The organism is Candidatus Poriferisodalis sp., from assembly GCF_965221945.1.
In the GTDB taxonomy this organism is placed as follows: Bacteria; Actinomycetota; Acidimicrobiia; order Acidimicrobiales; family Poriferisodalaceae; genus Poriferisodalis.
The window spans coordinates 1,081,612-1,100,139 of the sequence record NZ_OZ244925.1 but is presented as its reverse complement, the minus strand read 5'-3'; the positions used below and the strand labels follow the sequence as shown (position 1 = coordinate 1,100,139).

Here is an 18,528-nt window from a genome sequence, read left to right as displayed (position 1 = left end):
CCCGGATCGATGGCGGTGAACCGATGACTTCAACACGCGTTGCGCTGTACCTGCAAGACGCCCACCCGATCGGTGAGGCAATGGGCTTTGCGCAGTACGCCGAGGAACGCGGTTTCGAGGCCGTGTGGCAGGCCGACTCTCGGCTGGTGCGCGAGGCCAGCGTGCCGATGGCAGCGTTCGCTGCAACGACCTCGCGGATCAAGGTGGGAGCAGGCGTCATCGACATCTGGTCGCGCAACGCTGCACGCCTGGCGTCGATGTTCTCCACGCTTGACGATCTCGCGCCGGGCCGCATCATCTGCGGTCTCGGCGCATGGTGGGACCCGCTGGCCGCGAAGGTCGGCATCAGCAGGGCTCGCCCGCTCGGCGCGATGCGAGAGGTCACCACCGTGGTGCGGGCGCTGCTCGCCAACGAGAACGTCAGCTTTCACGGCGATCACGTCCAGCTCGACGACGTCGAACTCGACTACGTGTACCAGGAGCGACGGCCCAAAGACGTGCCGATCTACATCGGTGCCACAGGCATGAAGATGATGGAGCTGTGCGGCGAGATCGCCGACGGCGTCGTGCTGAACTACCTGGTCTCGCCTGACTACAACAGCCGTGCCATGGAGGCGCTCGAACGCGGCGCCGAATCAGCCGGCCGCAGCGTCGACGATCTCGACCGCCCCCAGCTGGTGGTGTGCTCGGTGCACGAAGACCGCTCGACGGCGCTCGACATGGCACGCAACATGGTCACCCAGTACCTGGGCCAGCAGCCCCACATCATGAAGGCCTCGGGCGTACCCGAATCGCTGCTCGAAGAAGTCGGCAAGGTACTGACGTGGCCAGCCACGGCCGAACAGGTCGAAGCAGCGTCACAACTCGTTCCCGACGACATCGTCCAGATGCTCACTGCCTCGGGCACGCCTGCGGAGGCTCGCGAGGCCGTCGACGGCTACTTGGCCAACGGTGCCACCTGCCCGATCCTGTACCCCCTGGGCGACGTCGAGGCCATGATCGACGCGTTCGCTGTCTAAGCCCGCGCGGGCAGGTGACCAGCAGCATCACGGCATCCCCGGCGCTCGGGGAATCAAGTCGCCCAAGCTCACCTACCCGCTCAGCTCTTGAGAGGCCGCGCGATTGGGTGTGTCCGCTGCGGAGGCGGCAGGGTCCTCGGCTCCAGCAATTCAGCAGGTTGCAACGTCGCGGAGTTTCCTGCCGCCTCCGCAGCTATGACGTCTGTGCCTCTCCGCCGACGCTCTGAGACTGGGGCCGCGCAAGGTTCGCAAGCGTTGCCGGAGGCTGGCTGTACGTCCCTCCCAGGGCGAATCAGCCAGCTCGCGCGACAGGCGGCGTTGCTGTGGCATGCGTAGCGACCGCGGGCGACGGTGACCGGCGCGTTGACCGGTGGTCTTGCATGTGCGAATCGACGATTTGGGCACGTCTTGGCTGTCTGTCAGCGGAACGTCACATCCGACGGCGCGCCGGCGGACCTTCCAATGCAGCCGCATGACCTGGGTGGGTGAAGACATGAGCGGCTCGTGTCAAAGGTGCCGAGTATTGTCGTCGGGCGGTCCAGTGGGGAGTTTGCCGATGCGCGTTCGAGGTCGACGTTGGGTTTCTGCTCTGTTGGCGTTGGTGCTCGCGGTGCCGTTGGTGCTGCCCGCTGCGGCAGGTGCCCAAAGCGGGCGTGGTCGGCTCTGACGCGGCTGCGCAGTCCGACATCTACAGCGCAGTCACCCTCGCTAGGGTGGTGGGCACGGATTGTGTGATCCTGGCGGGTCCACGCGACGGCCCGATGCCCGCCAGCCAGCAAGCACGTCTCGACGCCGCGAACGATGGTGGTTTCGTGCTGGGCGGCATAGCTGCGGTGCCCACCGCGAAGATCGCCGGTCGTGACATGACACGCCTCGGGGGCGCTACCCGCTGGGCCACAGCGCAGCTCGTCGGGCGACGTGCCAGCGGCGACACCACCGCCGGTACCAGCACCTCAATCGAGCCGTCCACCGGCGAACCCGAGGAGGCCGGAACCGGGGAAGAGGAAACCGTGCCGAATCCTCTGCCACCCAGCCCAGCTTGGCTTGAAGTACATAGGGAAATTGAAGCTTTCGGAGGAGGGACGTGGACTTCTGAGGATCAACAGACCTTGGCAGACATGTTTAGCGCCCATATCGGCAATGGTTGTGTTTTTGATGTCCACCGAGGTACATGTCAGGGTCTGTCAGGGTATGAGACTGACGCTTTGACGTCTCTGAGGGCATGTCCTGTAGGCTGGTCTTTCTCTTACGTCACCACCTCGCCAGGAGCCTTGTGCTTCCATCCGTTGCATGAGGATTATGACCAAAGAGCTGCGTATCACGGCCCGAGTGAAGCAAGTACAGAAGTCGTATATCCTCCATACTGAGGCTCAACCCGTCACCTCCCGCGCCTTCCGCTCCCTCTTCCTGATAGGCAAGGAAGGAGCGAGTACGGTGCAGATTGGCCAGTGTGACAAAGTGCTGAGACCCGATTATCTTGGCCGTGAATTCTCATATATCTTGTGACAACGTCGTCATCGACCGATTGTGAACGCCTTGTCCCCAGTTGGGTCTTCCTGTGAAGATCTTGCCATTTGACGGTGCCCGGACCGTTGTCAGTATTCGGTATACAAGACCAACGCCGAGCTAGAACTTCAGGAATTCAGGTGACCAGTGTCTCGGTTAATCCTCTCTGTATTGGAAGGAAGAGACCGGCGTTCTTGACGCTGGTGAACCCGGTCTACCTCGCTGCGAGCAGGCCAGACATTACGCAGTAAAATCGTTGTCCCAACGCGGCAATCGACGAGAAAGGCTGAGAGAGCCTGGTTCCACTTATTGGCCGACTTGTTGCCGAGCGGTTTCGCTGTCTCGAATCGGCGGTATCGGTCCTTTGCCAGCGGCTTTCTCTCGATATGTTTCTCGTACATGCGGTGCAGATATATCCCGAAACTCGTGGCTGTTTTTGCGTGTGATTGGTGCGGTACATGTGTATGCTATTTTCATGTTCGCCGACCTGTTGTACCGGCTCGACGCCGACGGCTCGGAACCTTCCGAGGCCGGGTTCGACGCTGCAGGTGCCGAGTCGGCGTGGCCGGACCCGATGGCCATTTGGCGCTTCGACGACTCGCACCACGGCTCGCGGTACGGCTGGGCCAATTCGGCTGGGTCGCCGGGCGATGCTGGCGGCACGGCCGGTTCTGTAGTTGCGCGGGACGGTTCGCTGCGGGACGGTGGGTTGCGGTGCAGTGGTAGCGGTGCGGTGCCCGAGCCCTCGGCCGGTTGTGTCGACACTTCCGCAGCTGGGTGCGGCCTTGATGAGAGCGACGGCTTGGCGTCGTTGGGTTACGGCGATCTGAAAGATCTCGTGGTCGAGCTGGCTGGCGAGCGGGCGCGCATCGAGGGCCGTTATCTGGCCGCGGTGGGCGAGCTCGCGTCCCGCAACGGGGCGCAATCGGCGGCGTACGTGTTGCGTGACCAGACGCGTCTGAACGCGTCGCAGGCACGCACCGAGGCCCGTCTGGCCGAGAGCCTCGTCACCGAGGGCATGACAGCGACGCTCGACGCGTTGCAGGCCGGTGAGATCGGGATGTCTCATGCGAAGGTGATCGCCCGCGAGGCACCCAAGAAGCATCGTCGCAGCGAAGCGGAGTTCATCGAGCTGTGTCGGGCCTATCCCTCCGACACGGTGGCCCGCCACCCGCTCGCCTATCAGAGCCAGCAGGTGTTCGCCGATCTCGACGCCGAAGCCGCCGCCGAGAATCTCGGCCCGATCGACGCGGAGCTTGCACAGCAGCGTGCGCAGCGTTGGGGGTCGATGAAGCTGGGCGACGACGGCATGTGGCATCTCAACGGCAAGTTCGACTTCCTCGCCGGACGCCAGGTCAACATCGCCCTGCAGGCCATGGCGCGGTCGCTGCGACGCCGCGCGGAGAACGCCGACGACACTCCCAACAACGGCGACGCCACCGACCACAACGCGACCGGCAACGGTCTCGCCGCGGGCCTCCCCGACCCGAACGACGGCACCGATGCTGGCGGCGCTGGGATTGTGCCGACACGTGCGCAGCTCACCGCGGACGCGATCAGCGACCTCATCGCCGGCACAGCCAACATCCGTCGGCGCAACACAAGCCTGGTGATCATTGCGGACTACGACATGGTCAACGACCGACTCGTCAACCCTCGCCTCGATGACGGCACCCCATTGTCAGCCAAGATGCTCGTCGACCACGCGGTCAACGCCAACGTGCTGCCCGCAATGTTCAAATCGGACTGGTCCGAACTTGCCTTGGGGCGCACCCGCAACGCCAACGACGCCCAACGGCTCATCCTCGCAATGCGCGACCAGGGCTGCATCGGCTGCGACCTCACTTCCGAGCACACCGAGGCTCACCACATCGACTACTACGAGAACGGTGGCCACACCGAGATACCGAATCTCGCATCGCTGTGCTTTGACTGCCATGCCGACCTCCACCAACACGGTCGCCGGATCGACACACCACCCGACGGAAAACCCCGCCTGCAACCACCCGAACCCCAAGGCACCGGACCGCCCAACCGGGCACCCACAGCTCCCGCCGCCTCCCGTAGCCCATAGACACACCTCAGGACGCACACCCCACGGCCAGCGAACCCGTCTGCTAGCACTCGCACTCCGAGGCACCGGACCGCCCGAAGACGTCCTCACGCATTCGCCGCTTGACAAGGGAGCGACGGCCAGGCCCGTTCCAGCACCCGACAGCACCGGCCGAAGCAGCCAGTCCGGGGGCCGCCTAGTAGCCCAGTTCGGTCGCCGCGCGTTCGAGCGCCACGGTGACTGACCAGTGGGTGCGCGCCAGGCGCAGATCGTTGTTCGAGCCGTCGGCGTACAGACCCGCAGCGCTCATCCAGAACGCCGCTGAGCGCATGGCGTAGAGGAGCTGGTAGTAGGCGCAGCGCTCGGGGTCGATCTCGATGCCGGTGGCCTGCTGGTAGCGCTCGAAGAACAGTTCCCGGGGCACGACATTCGAGAGCAGGTCGGTGCCCTCCCGATTGAGCTCGGTCAGCATGTAGGCCACGTCGTACATGGGGTCGCCGATGACCTGCAGCTCCCAGTCGAGAATCGCCGACACCTGGTCGTCGTGGATCAGGACATTGCCGGTTCGATATGCGCCATGCACGAGCGTGAGCTGCTCGGTCGTCGGCGCGTTGTGCTTCAGCCAGCCGATCAAGTCGGCGAGGATCGGATGGCCCGGATGTCCGGAGTCGTCGATGAGCGCCTGCCACTTGGCGATCTCGCGCAAAGCGAAATCGTTGCCCTCCTCCGGGACCCCGAGGAATTCGAGACCTGCCGCCTGCCAGTCGACGTTGTGCACCGCCGCCAGGGCATCGGTGAAGCTCGCCGGCAGCACGCCGCGCCCGGCCGCCGCGGCGTAGTACTCACGGCCCGCTCGGCGCCACGGGCTTGGGCACTCGCCGCCAACTCTCTCCATGACGATGGCGGGGGCTCCGAGCACCGCAGGATCGGCCTCGTACCAGTACGCCCGAGGTGCAGGGACGTCGGTGGACTCGAGGCACCGCAAGACTCGGAATTGCTCGGCGAGGTCAGATTGCTCTCGCAGCAGTGCATTGCCGGGATCCCGACGCAGGCAGAAGCCCTGTCGCTGCTCTCCGACACTGTCAGCCCACACCGCCTCGAAGAGCCACGTCTCGTGAGACCAGCCCACAGCGATGCGCTCCGGGTTCACGATGTCGACTGGGCCGCTCGCTCCGAGGCGCTCCTGCAGGTACTCGCCGAGTACGCCCAACAGGTCTTGTTCCCCGGACCCGAGGTCGCGGTCCCCCGCCGCGGTCACTGCGCGATGTCCATGCGTCGGTCAATATCCCGGCGGAGCATCTGCCGGATGGCCGCCAGAGCCGAAGCCGCTTCGGGCCGATCGGGCCCCCACTGGTACACGGCGTCGATGACGTCCGACGCTGCCGCAATCGACGCTTGGGTGCGCATACGAGCGACGGCGTCCCGAATCTCGGAAGGGACATCGGTCGTGGCATCCGCTCCGGCAAGCAGCGTGTCGAGTTCGTCCGACAATGCGGCGACGTCGCCGGACTCAGCGGCGCCATGCTCGCTCCCGAGCCGGGCCTGCTTCGCAAGTCGCTGGAGAATCACTGCCGCCATGAACGCCTGCGTCCGGGCGTACTCGTCGCTGATCGCTGGTGCGATGTCGCTGCGCACCGTGTCGGCCAGCCGTGACAGCAGCTCGTGGTCCTCGGGGCTCACGACGCGGGTCTCATCGTCGGGACCCGAGAATCGACCAGTCACCGCTGCGCTTGGCTGCAGCGAACCGATGCACGGGCCACATGTCCTGATCCTCGCCCCACCAGGTGCCGATGCCGTCGACCTCCCACTGCACCAGGCTGTTGATGTCGATGAAGCTGTGGCGGTTGATCACGATTCGGCTGACCGAGCGTCCCAAAGCCACGAATTGCGCTCCCGAGGCGTCGACGGCATCGATGTGCAAATCGGTCACCCATCCGTCGGGGTCGCGCTGCACGGTCCGCTCGCCATCGACGAGGCTGATTTGTGAGTCTCCGCGCTGGACAAAGCCGTAGGAAATCCGATCGGTGCCGTCGCGAGTGTTGGTGACAGCCAGGAAGCCCGAGCCGTCATCACCAGCACCGGTCACGTAGGCCGCCTGGCGTGGACGATCTTCTGGCCGCCGCCCCCACGTTCGGTCGCGCATCGACCAGCAGTCGATGTCGATGGCTTCGCCGTGGAGATCGATGGTCCCAGTCACCCTGCCGATCTGGTCGAAGTGCGCCGAATGGCCGAACGTCGAGCCCCCCGCCGTGAGCGGCCGCGGCGGCAGTACGGCCTCATAGCGCAAATCGGCCGTGAATCGGCCCGGGTCGTCGTAGCCGAGCCGGTACGCCATCGTGGGAGTCTCGACACGGACGCTCACACCGTTCGGCAGCGTCGCATCGCGCAGGTCGAGTTCTGGCGGCAGCCGCAGAGCGGTGAGATTGGAGCTGTAGGGCACTTCCCAGGGCAGGTGCGCTGTGGCGTCCCACACCCATGCCCCTCCGGAGATCGTGCCGATGTTGTGACGCGCCAGCGTGTAGAGCCATCCCCCGAGGGCTCGTTCGCGTTGATGGAACGAGAACCACGCTGTCTCGGTGAACCACCAGTCGTCGCCCCTCATATGCGCGTGGAACCCGTCGTCGTCGGGTGTGAAGACGGGGACGCTGTCGGAGGGCTGACTCACCTGGCGCAGCGTAGAACGACCCGCTGGGTCGGCACCGGGTGCACGGGTGAGTGGCGCTGCAGCGGGCGCAATGCTCGATCGCCGATACTGGCGTTGTGGCAGCGGTTCAGGGACTCGATCACATCGTGCTCAACGTCACCGACGCCGAGCGCTCGCTGGCCTGGTACCGGGACCGGCTGGGACTCACACCGGTTCGGTACGACGAATGGCAGGCGGGCGAGGCGCCGTTCCCCTCAGTGCGCATCGACGAGGGCACCATCATCGACCTCGTGGAGACTGTTCGCAGCGGCGAGAATCTCGGGCACTTCGCCCTGTGGATCACTGGCGATGCCGAAGAGATTGCTGCACATCCAGACGTCGAGGTCGTCCGACGTTCGCCGCGGGTCTACGGAGCACGTGGCTGGGGCTCGGCCGTCTATGTCCACGATCCCGACGGCAACGAGGTCGAACTGCGCACGTACGGCCCCACTGAACCGCTGGACGGCGTCTAACAGTAAGTCTCAGTAAATTCTGTTGCTTTAACTTCTCGCGACTGCTGTCATGCGGCCATGGCATCGACAAGCAGACACCGACACACGCACGGCACCCCAGGCGATGACCAATGACGGGGGCGATGGACGCGTTGCTCGCCGTTGGGGTACCAAAATCAGCACTCGTCGTCTGGTCCGTGCTCGTCACGATGCTCAGCATCGGAGGCCAGTTCGAACTGCTCCGCCGCTACCGCCGCCAGGTCACGCGTAACAAGGCGGAGCTGCGGGCGCTCCGCCAACATTTGACGGACTTCAAGCGCGAAGTAGATGCAGATCTCGCGCGAATGCAGGCGGAGGTGGACGCGCATGTCGTGTGGAGCGAGGCCAGCAGCCGGTTCCTGCATCACGGCCTGGTGGCAATCTCGCAAAGGAGCAGTTCGAGCGGGTCTACGGCCCATCGCGCCTGCGTCACCGAGCACCGGGGCACCCACAGTCGCCGAGCAGCGTCGTCCACGTGGCGGCCGATTCGCCAGACTTCTCGGGCCATTCACCTCCGCCGTGACCTATGCCGGTGAGGCATCACCAGCCCACGGAGGGAGCCGTGCCGACGGCGGTCCTGCCACTGGGCCCACACTGTAGCAAGCCGTGCTACACTGGCCTGGTGGAACGTGAGATCAGTCAGCGCGAACTCCGCAATGACAGCGGGAAGATCATGCGCTCTGTCGGGATGGGCGAGTCGTTCATCGTCACCAGCAACGGCGAGCCGGTAGCGCGCCTGCTTCCTGTAGGTCGCCGCCTCTTTGTGCCCGCCCACGAGGTGCTCGACGCATTCAAGGGCGCGCCGCAGATCGACTACGCAGAGTTACGAGCCGACCTCGACGCAATCATCGACCAAGACCCCTGGCCTCGTGCTTGAATCGCCGCAGTCCGCGATCGGATTGCTCGACACCTCGGTCGTGGTCGACTTGCGGAGTCTCGACACGACGGCCCTGCCAGCGGTGCATGCCATCAGCGCCATCACACTCGCGGAACTGGCAGTCGGCCCACCCGTCGCGCCGAATACAACCGAGCGAGCCGCGCGACAACAATTTCTCCAGCACGTCGAAGCCACTTTTCACCCCATCGCATTCGATGTTGACGCTGCTCGGGCATACGGTCGGGTTGCGGCGACGGTCGCGGCCGCGGGCCGCAAGCCCCGCGGTAGCCGTGCGGTCGATCTGCTTATTGCCGCCACCGCGATGGCTCATGGACTGCCCTTGTACACGCGCAATCCCGACGACTTCGTGGGCTTGGATCATCTCATCGAGATCGTCGCCGTCTGAACCGTGTATCGGCGGTGCGGCGGCCCGTGAGACGAGTCCGGCGACTCGTCCCGCCGACGCGTACTGTTTCGGCATGGCCGAGCTTGCACGATTCACGCTGGACAGCAACGAGGACGAGATTGCCGAAGTGGTGCGGATCGACGGCGGCGCCATCATCGAGGACGCCATCGATCTGCACATGGTGGAGCGGCTCGAGGCCGAGTTATGGCCATGGATCGACAAGACACCCGGCGGGCTCGACAACTTCTCAGGTCACAACACCACCCGTACCGGAGCGCTGGTGGCGCGCTCGGCGGCGTGCCGTGAATTGGTGATGCACGACACGGTCATCAGCATGGCCAACCGGTTCCTCGGCCCCTACACGAACAAGATCCAGCTGCACCTGACCCAGGTCATCAACATCAAGCCGGGCCAGGGCACCCAGCCGCTGCACCGAGACCGTCTGGCATGGGGCGGCTACATCCCCGATCAGATCGAGCCGCAGTTCAACACCATGTGGGCGCTCACCGATTTCACCGACGAGAACGGCGGCACTCGGATCGTTCCGGGAAGCCCTGGTTGGGACGAAGAACGCCGGGCCACCGACGACGAGAAGACCCAAGCCGCAATGGGCGCCGGGTCGGTCTTGCTGTATTCGGGCTCGGTGATCCACGGCGGGGGCGAGAACCGCAGCGATGCCGACCGCACCGGCGTCAACATCACCTACACGCTCGGCTGGCTGCGCACCGAGGAGAACCAGTTCCTGTCCTGCCCGCCCGAGGTCGCCAAGGACCTTGATCCGGAGCTGGCAGATCTGATGGGGTACTCGATGGGCAACTACGCCCTCGGCTACTACTCGGACCCGCATGGCATGCCGGGGCCAGTCGACCTGCTCACACCGGAGATCGTGCTGGGGCGCAAGCCGAGTTCCAAGCACTCCAACTCTGCGCTCCTGACGCCCCAGGAGTGAGTTCGCCGCTGCGCGCTGCACCGCCCGCGCCCGCGGGCTGCGATGCCTGGGGTGCGTGCGCATGAATTCGACATCGAGCCTGCCGCTGCAAGCTCGGCGGGATCAAGCGCTGGGCGCCGGCGCGCCGCTCTTCTATTCCGAGCCGCTGCACATCGTGCGAGGCGACGGGGTCGAGCTGTTCGACGCAGACGGCCGCCGCTACATCGACATGTACAACAACGTGCCCTGCGTGGGGCATGGCAACCCACGTGTTGCCGAGGCGATGGCCGCCCAGCAGGCCACGCTGAATGTGCACAGCCGGTATCTGCACGAGGGCATCGTGAGCTTCGCCGAACGACTCGTAGGCCTGCATGCCGACGGAATCGAGAGCGCCGTCATCAGCTGCAGCGGCACCGAGGCCGTCGAGGTGGCGCTGCGCATGGCGCGGCAGGCAACGGGTCGGCGGGGTGTGATCGCTACTGATGCCACCTACCACGGCAATACCGAGGCGGTCATCGCGCTGACGCTGGCGGCGAGGCGGCCCGACGAGCACCCCGATATTGCGACGATTCCGTTCCCCCAGCGCTTCCGCCCCATCACCGACGGGCTTGACGACGACGAGCTCGCCGACGCCTATCTGGAAGAGTTCGCTGCTGCCATCGACCACTTGGAGGCATCGGGACAGGGGGTCGCGGCGATCATTCTGTGCTCGATCCTGGCCAACGAGGGCCTGCCAGACATCCCCGGCGATTTCATGGCGAAGGCTGCACAGATGGTCCGCGACGCCGGCGGGCTGGTCATCGCGGACGAGGTGCAGGCCGGCTATTGCCGCACGGGCCGCTGGTGGGGCTACGAGGTCACGGGATTCGAGCCGGACATCGCAGTGATGGGCAAACCGATGGGCAACGGCCTGCCCCTGTCGGCGACGGTCGCAAGCCGCGAGCTCGTCGAGGGTTTCCGTGCCAGCACCCGACACTTCAACACCTTCGCCGCCAGTCCCCTGCAGGCCGCTGTTGGTCATGCGGTGATCGATGAGATCGAAGAGCGGGATCTGGCCGCGAGCGTCAGCGAGATCGGCGGGAAGCTGAAGGCTGCGCTTGCCGAACGGGCCGAAGGGTGCTCCTGGATCGGCGACGTCCGCGGGCACGGCCTGTTCATCGGCGTGGAGATGGTGACGCCCGGTGATGACCTGGCGCCCGACCGTGCTCGCGCGGTGGAGGTCACCGACCGGCTGAAAGACCGGGGCATTCTGGCGTCGAACGCCGGCGCGTTCGCCAATGTGCTGAAGCTCCGGCCGCCGCTCGTGCTGCAGCAGTCCCACGCAGACGAGTTCTTGGCAGCATTCGACGCTGTGCTGGCGGACCTCGATGGTTGACGGGGCTGCGGCCCCGTACGAATCGCCGGCCCGCGAGGCGCTCCGAGCGTTTGGCCTCGGTTCGGCACACGTGCAACTGATCGGCATCAGCGAGAACGTCACGTTTCGCGCTGACGACGACCGCTCACCTCAGGCCTACGTTCTGCGATTGCACCGGCCCGGTTACCACACCGTCGACGAACTCAATTCCGAACGCGTCTGGCTGGAGGCGCTGCGCAGCAGCGGCATTTCCGTGCCGACGCCGGTTGCGGCACCCGACGGCCGCTACTTCGTGCCAGTGGAAATCGCCGATGACGAGACACGACAGGTCGGACTCAACCTCTGGGCGCCGGGAGAGATCGTCGGCGAGCTGCTCACTGCGCACAAAAAGAGCACCGACGCAACAGAACCGGCCGAGATCACCGGGCCGTTCGGGCAGCTCGGTGGCCTGATGGCAGCGATGCACAACCAGGCGGCCAACTGGACACCGCCGTCATCGTTCCGGCGCCACCGCTTGGACTTGGACGGCTTGCTCGGCGATGCACCCTTCTGGGGCCCATTCTGGGAGAACCCGGTGCTCGATGGGCGCGAGCGGGACCTGCTGATCACGGCCCGCGATCATTGCCGGGAACGGCTTCGTCGCTATGGCGAGCCGCGCCGGACCTTCAGCATGATACATGCCGATCTGCACCTGGCAAACCTGCTCACCCACAACGGGCAGCTCAGCGTGATCGATTTCGACGACGCCGGCTTCGGATGGCACCAGTACGACATCGCTGTGGCCATGTTCCATTCGAGAGGTACGGCGGATTTTCGGGCTGCCCGGCAGGCGTTCCTGCGCAGCTACCGAGCAGTCCGCCCCATCAGCGATGACGACCTGGCGCTCGTGCCGATGTTCGAGCTCATCCGCGGCATGGCAATCCTCGGCTGGAGGGCCCAGCGGCCCGAGGTCCTATGGCCCGACGACCAACTCGAGATATTCCGCAGGGGCGTCGTCTCTGGTTGCAAGCGGTTGCTCAGCGGTTCAACGGCCTCGGCCTAGGGTGCGCAGATGCATCAGCTCATCGGGGGCGAACGGCGCATCGGCCGCAGCATCGCTGCGCTTACCGTTGTCGAGCCCGCCACTGGTGCCGTGCTTGCCGAAGTTGACACAGCGTCGCTCGCAGACATCGACGATGCAGTCGCCGGTGCGAACGAAGCTGCGAATGAGCTGGAGCGCCTGAGCTTCTTTGACCGGGCCGAAATGCTGCATGCTGCGGCGGGGTGCATCGAGGCCGCAGCGGGACCGCACGCTGAGCAATTGGCTCGCGAGAGCGGCAAACCACTCGCAGCAGAGGCTGCCGATGAGTTGGCCGAATCGGCCGAGATTTTCCGGTTGGCCGCCGAGGAGATCAAACGGCTCGAGACACACGTGCTGCCGAGTGTCGATCCTCGCAAGCGGGTGTTCACCCACCGCAAACCGAACGGCGTCTACGCCTTGGTCACGCCGTGGAACTTCCCGATGAACATCCCCGCAGAACTGCTCGCAGCCGCGCTCGCCGCAGGGAATCCAGCGGTGATCAAACCATCCCAGAACGCTCCGCTCTCCGCGCTGGCGCTCGCCGAGGCCGTCGCTGAAGCGGGGTTCCCGCCCGGGGCTGTGTCGGTGGTGATGGGCCGCGGCGAGGTGGGAGAAGCCTTGGTCTCGCACCCGGGCGTGGACGGCGTCGGATTCGTGGGCTCGCAGGCGACCGCTGAGGCAATCGTGGCTGCCGCGGGCATGAAGCGCACGATCATCGAGGCGTCAGGCAACGGGCCGCAGATCGTGTTCGACGACGCCGACCTCGCCGCTGCTGCCGACGCCGCGGTGTTTGGCGCCCATTTCGTGTCTGGACAGTGCTGTGTCGCGACCGAGCGCCTGCTGGTGCACAACTCGATCCACGACGAACTGGTCGCGCTGGTCATGGAACGCGCCGAAGTCATCACGCTTGGCGATCCGCTCGAAGACACCACGTTGATGGGCCCGCTCAACAACGAGACGGTCGCAGCTCACATGGATGCCCACGTCGCCGATGCCCAAGCCCAGGGTGCCCAAGTGCTGCTGGGCGGCGCCCGCGAGGCCGATCGTCCGACCGGCTTGTTCTACGAAATCACGGTGATCGACGACGTCATACCGACCATGGATGTCTTTCGTGACGAGACGTTCGGCCCGGTCGTGCCCATTACCGAGTTCGAATCCGATGACGAGGCGTTCGCCCTCGCCAACGACTCCGACCTCGGCTTGCAGGCGTCGGTGTTCACGGCGTCGCTGGCCCGTGCATACCGGGCCGTCGACGAGCTGCGTACCGGCACCGTCCTGGTCAACGAAGGCACGGCATTCTGGGAACAGCACCCGCCCTTCGGCGGCGCCTCACGCACCGGAACCGGCTGGGGCCGCATCGGCGGCAAGTACACGATCCTGGACATGACCGACCTCCGCACCGCCATCATCGACACCGGCCATCGCGGCTGATCCTCGTTCCTCCGGTGGGATCAGACTCGAGGATCGAGCAGCGTTACGAGGCTTGATCGGTCACCCCAGGCCGCGATCTCACGGTCGGCGGTGGCGAGGCGGAATCCGCCGACGATTGCGGTGGCCACGATGATGCGGTCGGCCGGGTCACCGTGAAAGCCCTCGTCACCCAGTTCGACGGATCGAAGAGCGATTTCATCGTCAACGGGCACAGATACCAGACCGTCAGCCACCAACCGCTGCCGCAACGCCCGCAGCGGCTGGCCGAGTTCAAGTCGGCCAGCAGAACGCAGCTGCGCCAGTTCCCAGAACGTGAACGCCGACACGGCGACCTCGCCGTGCTCCCACGCCTCCTGAATCCGGTTCCGGGCCAATTCGCCGAGGCGCGACACAGCCGCGACGAGCCACACCAGCACATGGGTATCGAGGAGGATCACTGCTGCGATGATCGATCGGGGTCCAGGACCCGATCCGGATTGCTGACGACCTCCCAGTCGCCAGCCGGAACCGCGGGTGCGACAAGGTCGTCAAGAGCCCGGATGTGCTCCTTGTAGCGCCCCCACATCTGAGGAACCGACCGGCTCGCGGGCACGAGTCGCGAAACCGCCCGGCCGCGCTTGGTGATGACGATCTCGATCCCGGTCTCGTTGACCTCGTCCATCAAGGCGAGGCAGCGGTTCTTGAATTCACCAGCAGGAATAGTCCGTTCACCGGCCCCGCCTAGGGACATCCGACTACCTCCCCACATCAATCGCCGTGTCCATTATAGCCATAGCCAGTAGCCATAGCCAGTAGCCATAGCTACACAGATCAGATTGAACCCCCTGCGACGCCACAAGAACAACTGATCGACACCGGTCAGGCGTCCTAGAGGTCGAGGTGGAGCCGTAGGGCATCGTTCCTGACGATGACTGCGGGACGTCGGCGGGCTGCCTCAGAACCCAAGGCGAGACCGGATCGGAATGGCGGCGCGGGGTAGCGTCGGTTGTCGCTGCGTCGCGGTTGGCAGGAGGGACGCTGTGTGGGAGATCACTGAGGCTGATCTCGCACCGATTGCGTTGGGGGCAGCGGTGCTGGGCACCGGTGGCGGCGGGAATCCCTACCTCGGGCGATTGCGGGTCCTCCAGGTGCTGCGAACCGGCGGGCGGGTGCGGGTCATCGAGCCCGACGAGATCGCTGACGACGACTTGCTGGTGGCCGTCGGGGGCATGGGTTCGCCGATGGTCAGCCACGAAAAGCTCGCTGGCGGCGACGAGGAGACCGTGGCGGCCCGGGCACTCGAACGCCACTTGGGGCGGAAGTTCGACGCGATCGCCCCGTTCGAGATGGGCGGCAGCAACTCGATGGTGCCGATGGTGGTGGCTGCCGCCATGGACATTCCGATCGTGAACGGCGACGGCATGGGACGGGCCTTCCCCGAACTGCAGATGATCACCTACCTGATCTACGGCGGGAGCCCCTACCCCGCCGCCATTGCCGATGAGCGTGGCAGCCAGGTCGTCATTGCCGAAGTGCCCGACGCCAAATGGCTCGAGCGCATTGCCCGGGCAGCGACGGTCGAGATGGGTGCGCACACGGGGCTGGCATCAGCCGTCATGGACGGCGCCTACTGCCGTCGCTCGATCATCCCCAACACACTGCGGCTGGCCAGCGAAATCGGGCACGCAGTGCATCACGCCCGTGAAGTCAAGGACGATCCGGCAGAGGCCATCCTGGGCGTCGCTGGTGGCATGCGGTACCTGCGCGGCAAGGTCACCGACGTGCATCGGCGCAACGCAGCCGGCTTCGCGCGCGGTCAGATGACCGTGGCGGGAACCGGCGGCGACGCCGGCCGCACCATCCGCATCGACTTCCAGAACGAGAATCTCGCCATCTACGAACACGACGAGCCCAAGGTGATGGTGCCCGACCTCATCACACTGGTCACCACCGATACCGGTGAGCCGATCACGACGGAGCTCCTCCGCTTCGGCGTGCGTGCGGACGTGCTGGTGCTGCCCGCGCCCGACTTGCTGCGCACACCCGAGGCGCTGGCCGTCGTCGGGCCGCACGCCTTCGGCATCGACGCCGAGTACCAGCCCGCTGTTTGAGCCGTCTCTTGCGAGCGCCAAGGCTTCGCCGGCGCTCGCCCGAAAACAGTTCAGACGAGGGTGAGTACCTCGTTGGCGGTGAGGTTGATGATCTCCGCCAGGCGGTCGGTGGCAAGCGGGAACAGCGCCACCGAGTCGGCACCTCCCGCCCACAGCGCCTGGATCTTGGCGGCGCACTCGGCCGGTGTGCCGGCCACGGTCAAGTCGGCAACCCACTGATCGGGCATGCCATCTCGCACTGCTCTGTAGCCGCCCTTCTCGATCAGGATCTGAAGCTCGTCGGAGATCCCGTACACGTCGGTGAGGGCATTGGGTCCGTGCTGGCGGTAGAAGGCGAGCGAGGCCCGGGCGGAATCTCGTGCTGCTTGGCCGTCTTCGTCCACGGCATACAGCGCGAACACCGTGATCGGGTGGGAGTCGGTACGGCCTGCGAACTCGCGACCCTCGTCGATGCGTTCGGTTGCCCATTCCACGTACCGCAGGCTCGAGCAGACCGACAGCACAGTGCCATCGGCGATCTCGCCGCTCAAGCGAAGCATGTTCGGGCCGGATACGCCGAGTCGCACGGGCATCGGCGGGCCCGTTTCGGGATAGGTGAGCTTGATGTTGTTGAACTCGAAGACTTCGCCCCGATGATCGAGCGTCTCGCCAGCAAGCAGGGTCTTGACCGCCGTCACGCATTCCCGCACTGCTGTCAACGGCGACCGGGGATGCAGGCCCATCTGGCGAACCCACACCGGAACACCCAGTCCCACGCCTGCCACCAGCCGCTGCGGGGATGAGCGGCTCAGCGTTGCCAGCTCCATTGCCAGCACTGATGGGTGGCGCGCCACCGCCGACACGACACCGAGGCCCACCTTGATCTCATTCGTGGCACCGAGCACTACCGAAGCACCTGAGATGCCGCCGGTGAAGAAGTAGTCCTCAGCGAGCCAGATCTCGTCGAAGCCGCTCGACTCGGCCTGCGCTGCTGCAGCTGCGATGGCCTCGGGTGCTATCGCGCTGCCCAGGATGAGCCCGATCGATCCCTGGTTGCTCACGTGCCCGCTCCTCCGTCCGATGAGCAGGGGACCACCGCCAAGTCCCCCACAGCCTTCACCCGGATCCGAATCGCGTGCGACGGCAGGTACGTGAGCGGGATCTCGTCCACGTCGGTGATCTCGACCGTGGCCGCGTCGGCACCTGTGTCGACCGCACGCTGTGCGGTGACCGACCGGGCTTCGGCCATCGCCTCGTCGCGGGTCATGGCCGCCATCGAATAGACCCGGTCGGTCTCTGCGCCGACTTGGGCGATGGCTGCGCCGATCGCGCTGGCGACCGAGAAGTGGTCCGGCCGGATCGTGTCCGATGCACCGGCCAAACCGTCGCGCACCAACACTCCCCCACCACCGACCACCACAACGGGCACCGGGTCGGCCGAGGTCTTCATCTGCTCGACCGCAGTGGCCAGCATGTCCTGCATGCGTTCGACCGCACCGCTCACGACCTCAGCATCGAGGGCCCCCACCGAGGAAGGATCGCCGATATCAGCCATGCCGGCAGCAGTTGCGATGTCAGTGGCAGTCAACTCGTCGCCGCCGAACACCAACGCCCGCTCAGTGAGCTCATAGCCGACGCTGTCGGGACCCACTGTCACACTGTCGTCTCGGCCGTTGCCTGGCCGCACGAGGCTCCCCCCGCCCAGTCCCATCGACAGCACATCGGGCATCCGGAAGTTCGTGCGTACTCCTGCCACCGAGACTGCCGTCGAAGCTTCACGCGGGAAGCCGTGTACCAGCACGCCGATGTCGGAGGTGGTGCCGCCTACGTCCACGACGACACCGTCGCGGATGCCGCTCAGGAAGGCTGCACCGCGCATTGAGTTCGTGGGACCCGAGGCAAACGTGGCCACGGGGTATCGCCGGGCAAAGTCGGCGCTCATCAGCGTGCCGTCGTTCTGGCTGACGTGCAGCGGGCAATCGAGGCCGAGCTGGACCAGCGCCGCGGTCAGCCCCGCCACGGTGCGTTCGGCCAGCGGGCGCAGGCACGCATTCACAATCGCCGCGTTCTCGCGTTCGAGCAGTCCGAGCCGTCCGATCTCGCTCGACAGGCTGATGTCGAGCCCCGGCACTTCGTCGAGCAGGACCTCTTGCGCTTCGGCTTCGAAACTGGCGTCAACCGGCGAGAACACCGACGCCACGGCCACCGATCCCACGCCCTTCGAGGCGATGTCTCGCGCCGCGGTGCGCAGCTCTTCGTGGTCGATCGGGCTGATCAAACGGCCGTCAAATTCGTGGCCGCCATGGCAGAGATAGACGTGGTCGCCCAGCACGGCACGCAGCCGATGTGGCCAGTCGATGAAGGGCGGCAATCCCTTGGTGGCGGGCAGCCCAAGGCGCACCACCGCCGTTGGCACGAGCCGGCGTCCCTCCACCAGTGCGTTCGTGAAGTGCGTCGTGCCGATCATCACGGCGCCGATGGCGTCCGGAGACAGGCCATGGGAACCGAGCAGCGTCCGGACAGCCGTCACGATGCCGTCGGTGACCTCGGGAGTCGTCGTTGCCTTGGCCCAGCCCACCACGTCATTGCCCGACATGGCGACGGCATCAGTGTTGGTGCCGCCGACGTCGACGCCGATCCGCAGCGTCCCT

At 65.7% G+C, this 18,528-nt stretch carries 18 protein-coding genes; 10 read left to right on the top strand and 8 right to left on the bottom strand.

Annotated elements, in window-relative coordinates; all coding sequences use genetic code 11:
- Positions 1–23 precede the first annotated feature (23 nt).
- Both ACOQPH_RS05205 and ACOQPH_RS05200 read left to right on the top strand, forming a co-directional pair.
- On the top strand, positions 24–1,019 hold the full coding sequence (locus ACOQPH_RS05205; protein WP_420623662.1) for an LLM class flavin-dependent oxidoreductase: 996 nt from the start codon (positions 24–26) through the stop codon (positions 1,017–1,019).
- A 1,981-nt stretch (positions 1,020–3,000) separates the two neighbouring features.
- Positions 3,001–4,599 (top strand): HNH endonuclease, encoded by a 1,599-nt coding sequence (locus tag ACOQPH_RS05200; RefSeq protein ID WP_420623661.1) that lies wholly within the window; start codon positions 3,001–3,003, stop codon positions 4,597–4,599.
- Positions 4,600–4,774: 175 nt separating this feature from the next.
- Here the strand turns inward: ACOQPH_RS05200 and ACOQPH_RS05195 are convergent, their stop codons facing one another.
- The 3 genes from ACOQPH_RS05195 to ACOQPH_RS05185 are packed head-to-tail and all read right to left on the bottom strand — an operon-like array spanning position 4,775 to position 7,243.
- Positions 4,775–5,836 carry a phosphotransferase family protein gene (locus ACOQPH_RS05195; RefSeq protein ID WP_420623660.1) on the bottom strand — a complete coding sequence of 354 codons (1,062 nt, stop codon included), beginning with the start codon at positions 5,834–5,836 and terminating at the stop codon, positions 4,775–4,777.
- A complete protein-coding gene (locus ACOQPH_RS05190; RefSeq protein ID WP_420623659.1) occupies positions 5,833–6,300 on the bottom strand; it encodes a hypothetical protein in 468 nt (155 codons plus the stop codon). The genes ACOQPH_RS05195 and ACOQPH_RS05190 overlap by 4 nt, the downstream gene beginning before the upstream one ends.
- Positions 6,269–7,243, bottom strand: a complete 975-nt coding sequence (locus tag ACOQPH_RS05185) for a DUF7065 domain-containing protein (RefSeq protein WP_420623658.1) — start codon at positions 7,241–7,243, stop codon at positions 6,269–6,271. The genes ACOQPH_RS05190 and ACOQPH_RS05185 overlap by 32 nt, the downstream gene beginning before the upstream one ends.
- A gap of 95 nt (positions 7,244–7,338) precedes the next feature.
- Between ACOQPH_RS05185 and ACOQPH_RS05180 the strand changes: the two genes are divergently transcribed.
- Positions 7,339–7,734, top strand: a complete 396-nt coding sequence (locus tag ACOQPH_RS05180; protein ID WP_420623657.1) for a VOC family protein — start codon at positions 7,339–7,341, stop codon at positions 7,732–7,734.
- Between the two features lie 155 nt (positions 7,735–7,889).
- Here ACOQPH_RS05180 and ACOQPH_RS05175 read toward each other — a convergent pair whose 3' ends face one another.
- Entirely contained in the window at positions 7,890–8,117 is a 228-nt protein-coding gene (locus tag ACOQPH_RS05175) for a hypothetical protein (protein WP_420623656.1), read from the bottom strand.
- A gap of 257 nt (positions 8,118–8,374) precedes the next feature.
- On the opposite strand from ACOQPH_RS05175, the gene ACOQPH_RS05170 reads away from it, so the two are divergent.
- The 6 genes from ACOQPH_RS05170 to ACOQPH_RS05145 all read left to right on the top strand — a co-directional run bounded on the left by ACOQPH_RS05170 (position 8,375) and on the right by ACOQPH_RS05145 (position 13,808).
- Entirely contained in the window at positions 8,375–8,629 is a 255-nt protein-coding gene (locus ACOQPH_RS05170; protein ID WP_420623655.1) for a type II toxin-antitoxin system Phd/YefM family antitoxin, read from the top strand.
- The gene (locus ACOQPH_RS05165; RefSeq protein WP_420623654.1) at positions 8,622–9,035 is read left to right on the top strand and encodes a type II toxin-antitoxin system VapC family toxin; all 414 of its coding nucleotides are present in this window, start codon (positions 8,622–8,624) and stop codon (positions 9,033–9,035) included. Before ACOQPH_RS05170 ends, ACOQPH_RS05165 begins: the two co-directional genes overlap by 8 nt.
- 73 nt (positions 9,036–9,108) lie before the next feature.
- A complete protein-coding gene (locus tag ACOQPH_RS05160; RefSeq protein WP_420623653.1) occupies positions 9,109–9,984 on the top strand; it encodes a phytanoyl-CoA dioxygenase family protein in 876 nt (291 codons plus the stop codon).
- A gap of 61 nt (positions 9,985–10,045) precedes the next feature.
- Positions 10,046–11,338, top strand: coding sequence for an aspartate aminotransferase family protein (locus ACOQPH_RS05155; RefSeq protein ID WP_420623652.1), 1,293 nt, complete (start codon positions 10,046–10,048; stop codon positions 11,336–11,338).
- Positions 11,331–12,359, top strand: coding sequence for a phosphotransferase enzyme family protein (locus tag ACOQPH_RS05150; protein WP_420623651.1), 1,029 nt, complete (start codon positions 11,331–11,333; stop codon positions 12,357–12,359). The genes ACOQPH_RS05155 and ACOQPH_RS05150 overlap by 8 nt, the downstream gene beginning before the upstream one ends.
- A 9-nt stretch (positions 12,360–12,368) precedes the next feature.
- The gene (locus ACOQPH_RS05145; protein ID WP_420623650.1) at positions 12,369–13,808 is read left to right on the top strand and encodes an aldehyde dehydrogenase family protein; all 1,440 of its coding nucleotides are present in this window, start codon (positions 12,369–12,371) and stop codon (positions 13,806–13,808) included.
- Between the two features lie 20 nt (positions 13,809–13,828).
- On the opposite strand, the gene ACOQPH_RS05140 is transcribed toward ACOQPH_RS05145, so the two are convergent.
- Both ACOQPH_RS05140 and ACOQPH_RS05135 read right to left on the bottom strand, forming a co-directional pair.
- Entirely contained in the window at positions 13,829–14,245 is a 417-nt protein-coding gene (locus tag ACOQPH_RS05140) for a type II toxin-antitoxin system VapC family toxin (RefSeq protein WP_420623649.1), read from the bottom strand.
- The gene (locus ACOQPH_RS05135) at positions 14,242–14,538 is read right to left on the bottom strand and encodes a type II toxin-antitoxin system Phd/YefM family antitoxin (protein ID WP_419553011.1); all 297 of its coding nucleotides are present in this window, start codon (positions 14,536–14,538) and stop codon (positions 14,242–14,244) included. The genes ACOQPH_RS05140 and ACOQPH_RS05135 overlap by 4 nt, the downstream gene beginning before the upstream one ends.
- A 289-nt stretch (positions 14,539–14,827) precedes the next feature.
- Here ACOQPH_RS05135 and ACOQPH_RS05130 point away from each other — a divergent pair, with 289 nt between their 5' ends.
- Positions 14,828–15,898, top strand: coding sequence for a DUF917 domain-containing protein (locus ACOQPH_RS05130; protein WP_420623648.1), 1,071 nt, complete (start codon positions 14,828–14,830; stop codon positions 15,896–15,898).
- Positions 15,899–15,948: 50 nt separating this feature from the next.
- Here the strand turns inward: ACOQPH_RS05130 and ACOQPH_RS05125 are convergent, their stop codons facing one another.
- Both ACOQPH_RS05125 and ACOQPH_RS05120 read right to left on the bottom strand, forming a co-directional pair.
- Positions 15,949–16,938 (bottom strand): LLM class flavin-dependent oxidoreductase, encoded by a 990-nt coding sequence (locus tag ACOQPH_RS05125; protein ID WP_420623647.1) that lies wholly within the window; start codon positions 16,936–16,938, stop codon positions 15,949–15,951.
- A complete protein-coding gene (locus tag ACOQPH_RS05120) occupies positions 16,935–18,521 on the bottom strand; it encodes a hydantoinase/oxoprolinase N-terminal domain-containing protein (RefSeq protein ID WP_420624311.1) in 1,587 nt (528 codons plus the stop codon). Before ACOQPH_RS05120 ends, ACOQPH_RS05125 begins: the two co-directional genes overlap by 4 nt.
- Between the last annotated feature and the right edge of the window lie 7 nt (positions 18,522–18,528).

What these genes read in the sequence shown, in the direction of transcription:
- ACOQPH_RS05205 (WP_420623662.1), top strand. Translation starts at nt 24, where the DNA reads ATGACTTCAACACGCGTTGCGCTGTACCTGCAAGACGCCCACCCGATC.
- ACOQPH_RS05200 (WP_420623661.1), top strand. Translation starts at nt 3,001, where the DNA reads ATGTTCGCCGACCTGTTGTACCGGCTCGACGCCGACGGCTCGGAACCT.
- ACOQPH_RS05175 (WP_420623656.1), bottom strand. Translation starts at nt 8,117, where the DNA reads ATGCAGGAACCGGCTGCTGGCCTCGCTCCACACGACATGCGCGTCCAC.
- ACOQPH_RS05160 (WP_420623653.1), top strand. Translation starts at nt 9,109, where the DNA reads ATGGCCGAGCTTGCACGATTCACGCTGGACAGCAACGAGGACGAGATT.
- ACOQPH_RS05155 (WP_420623652.1), top strand. Translation starts at nt 10,046, where the DNA reads ATGAATTCGACATCGAGCCTGCCGCTGCAAGCTCGGCGGGATCAAGCG.
- ACOQPH_RS05150 (WP_420623651.1), top strand. Translation starts at nt 11,331, where the DNA reads ATGGTTGACGGGGCTGCGGCCCCGTACGAATCGCCGGCCCGCGAGGCG.
- ACOQPH_RS05145 (WP_420623650.1), top strand. Translation starts at nt 12,369, where the DNA reads ATGCATCAGCTCATCGGGGGCGAACGGCGCATCGGCCGCAGCATCGCT.
- ACOQPH_RS05135 (WP_419553011.1), bottom strand. Translation starts at nt 14,538, where the DNA reads ATGTCCCTAGGCGGGGCCGGTGAACGGACTATTCCTGCTGGTGAATTC.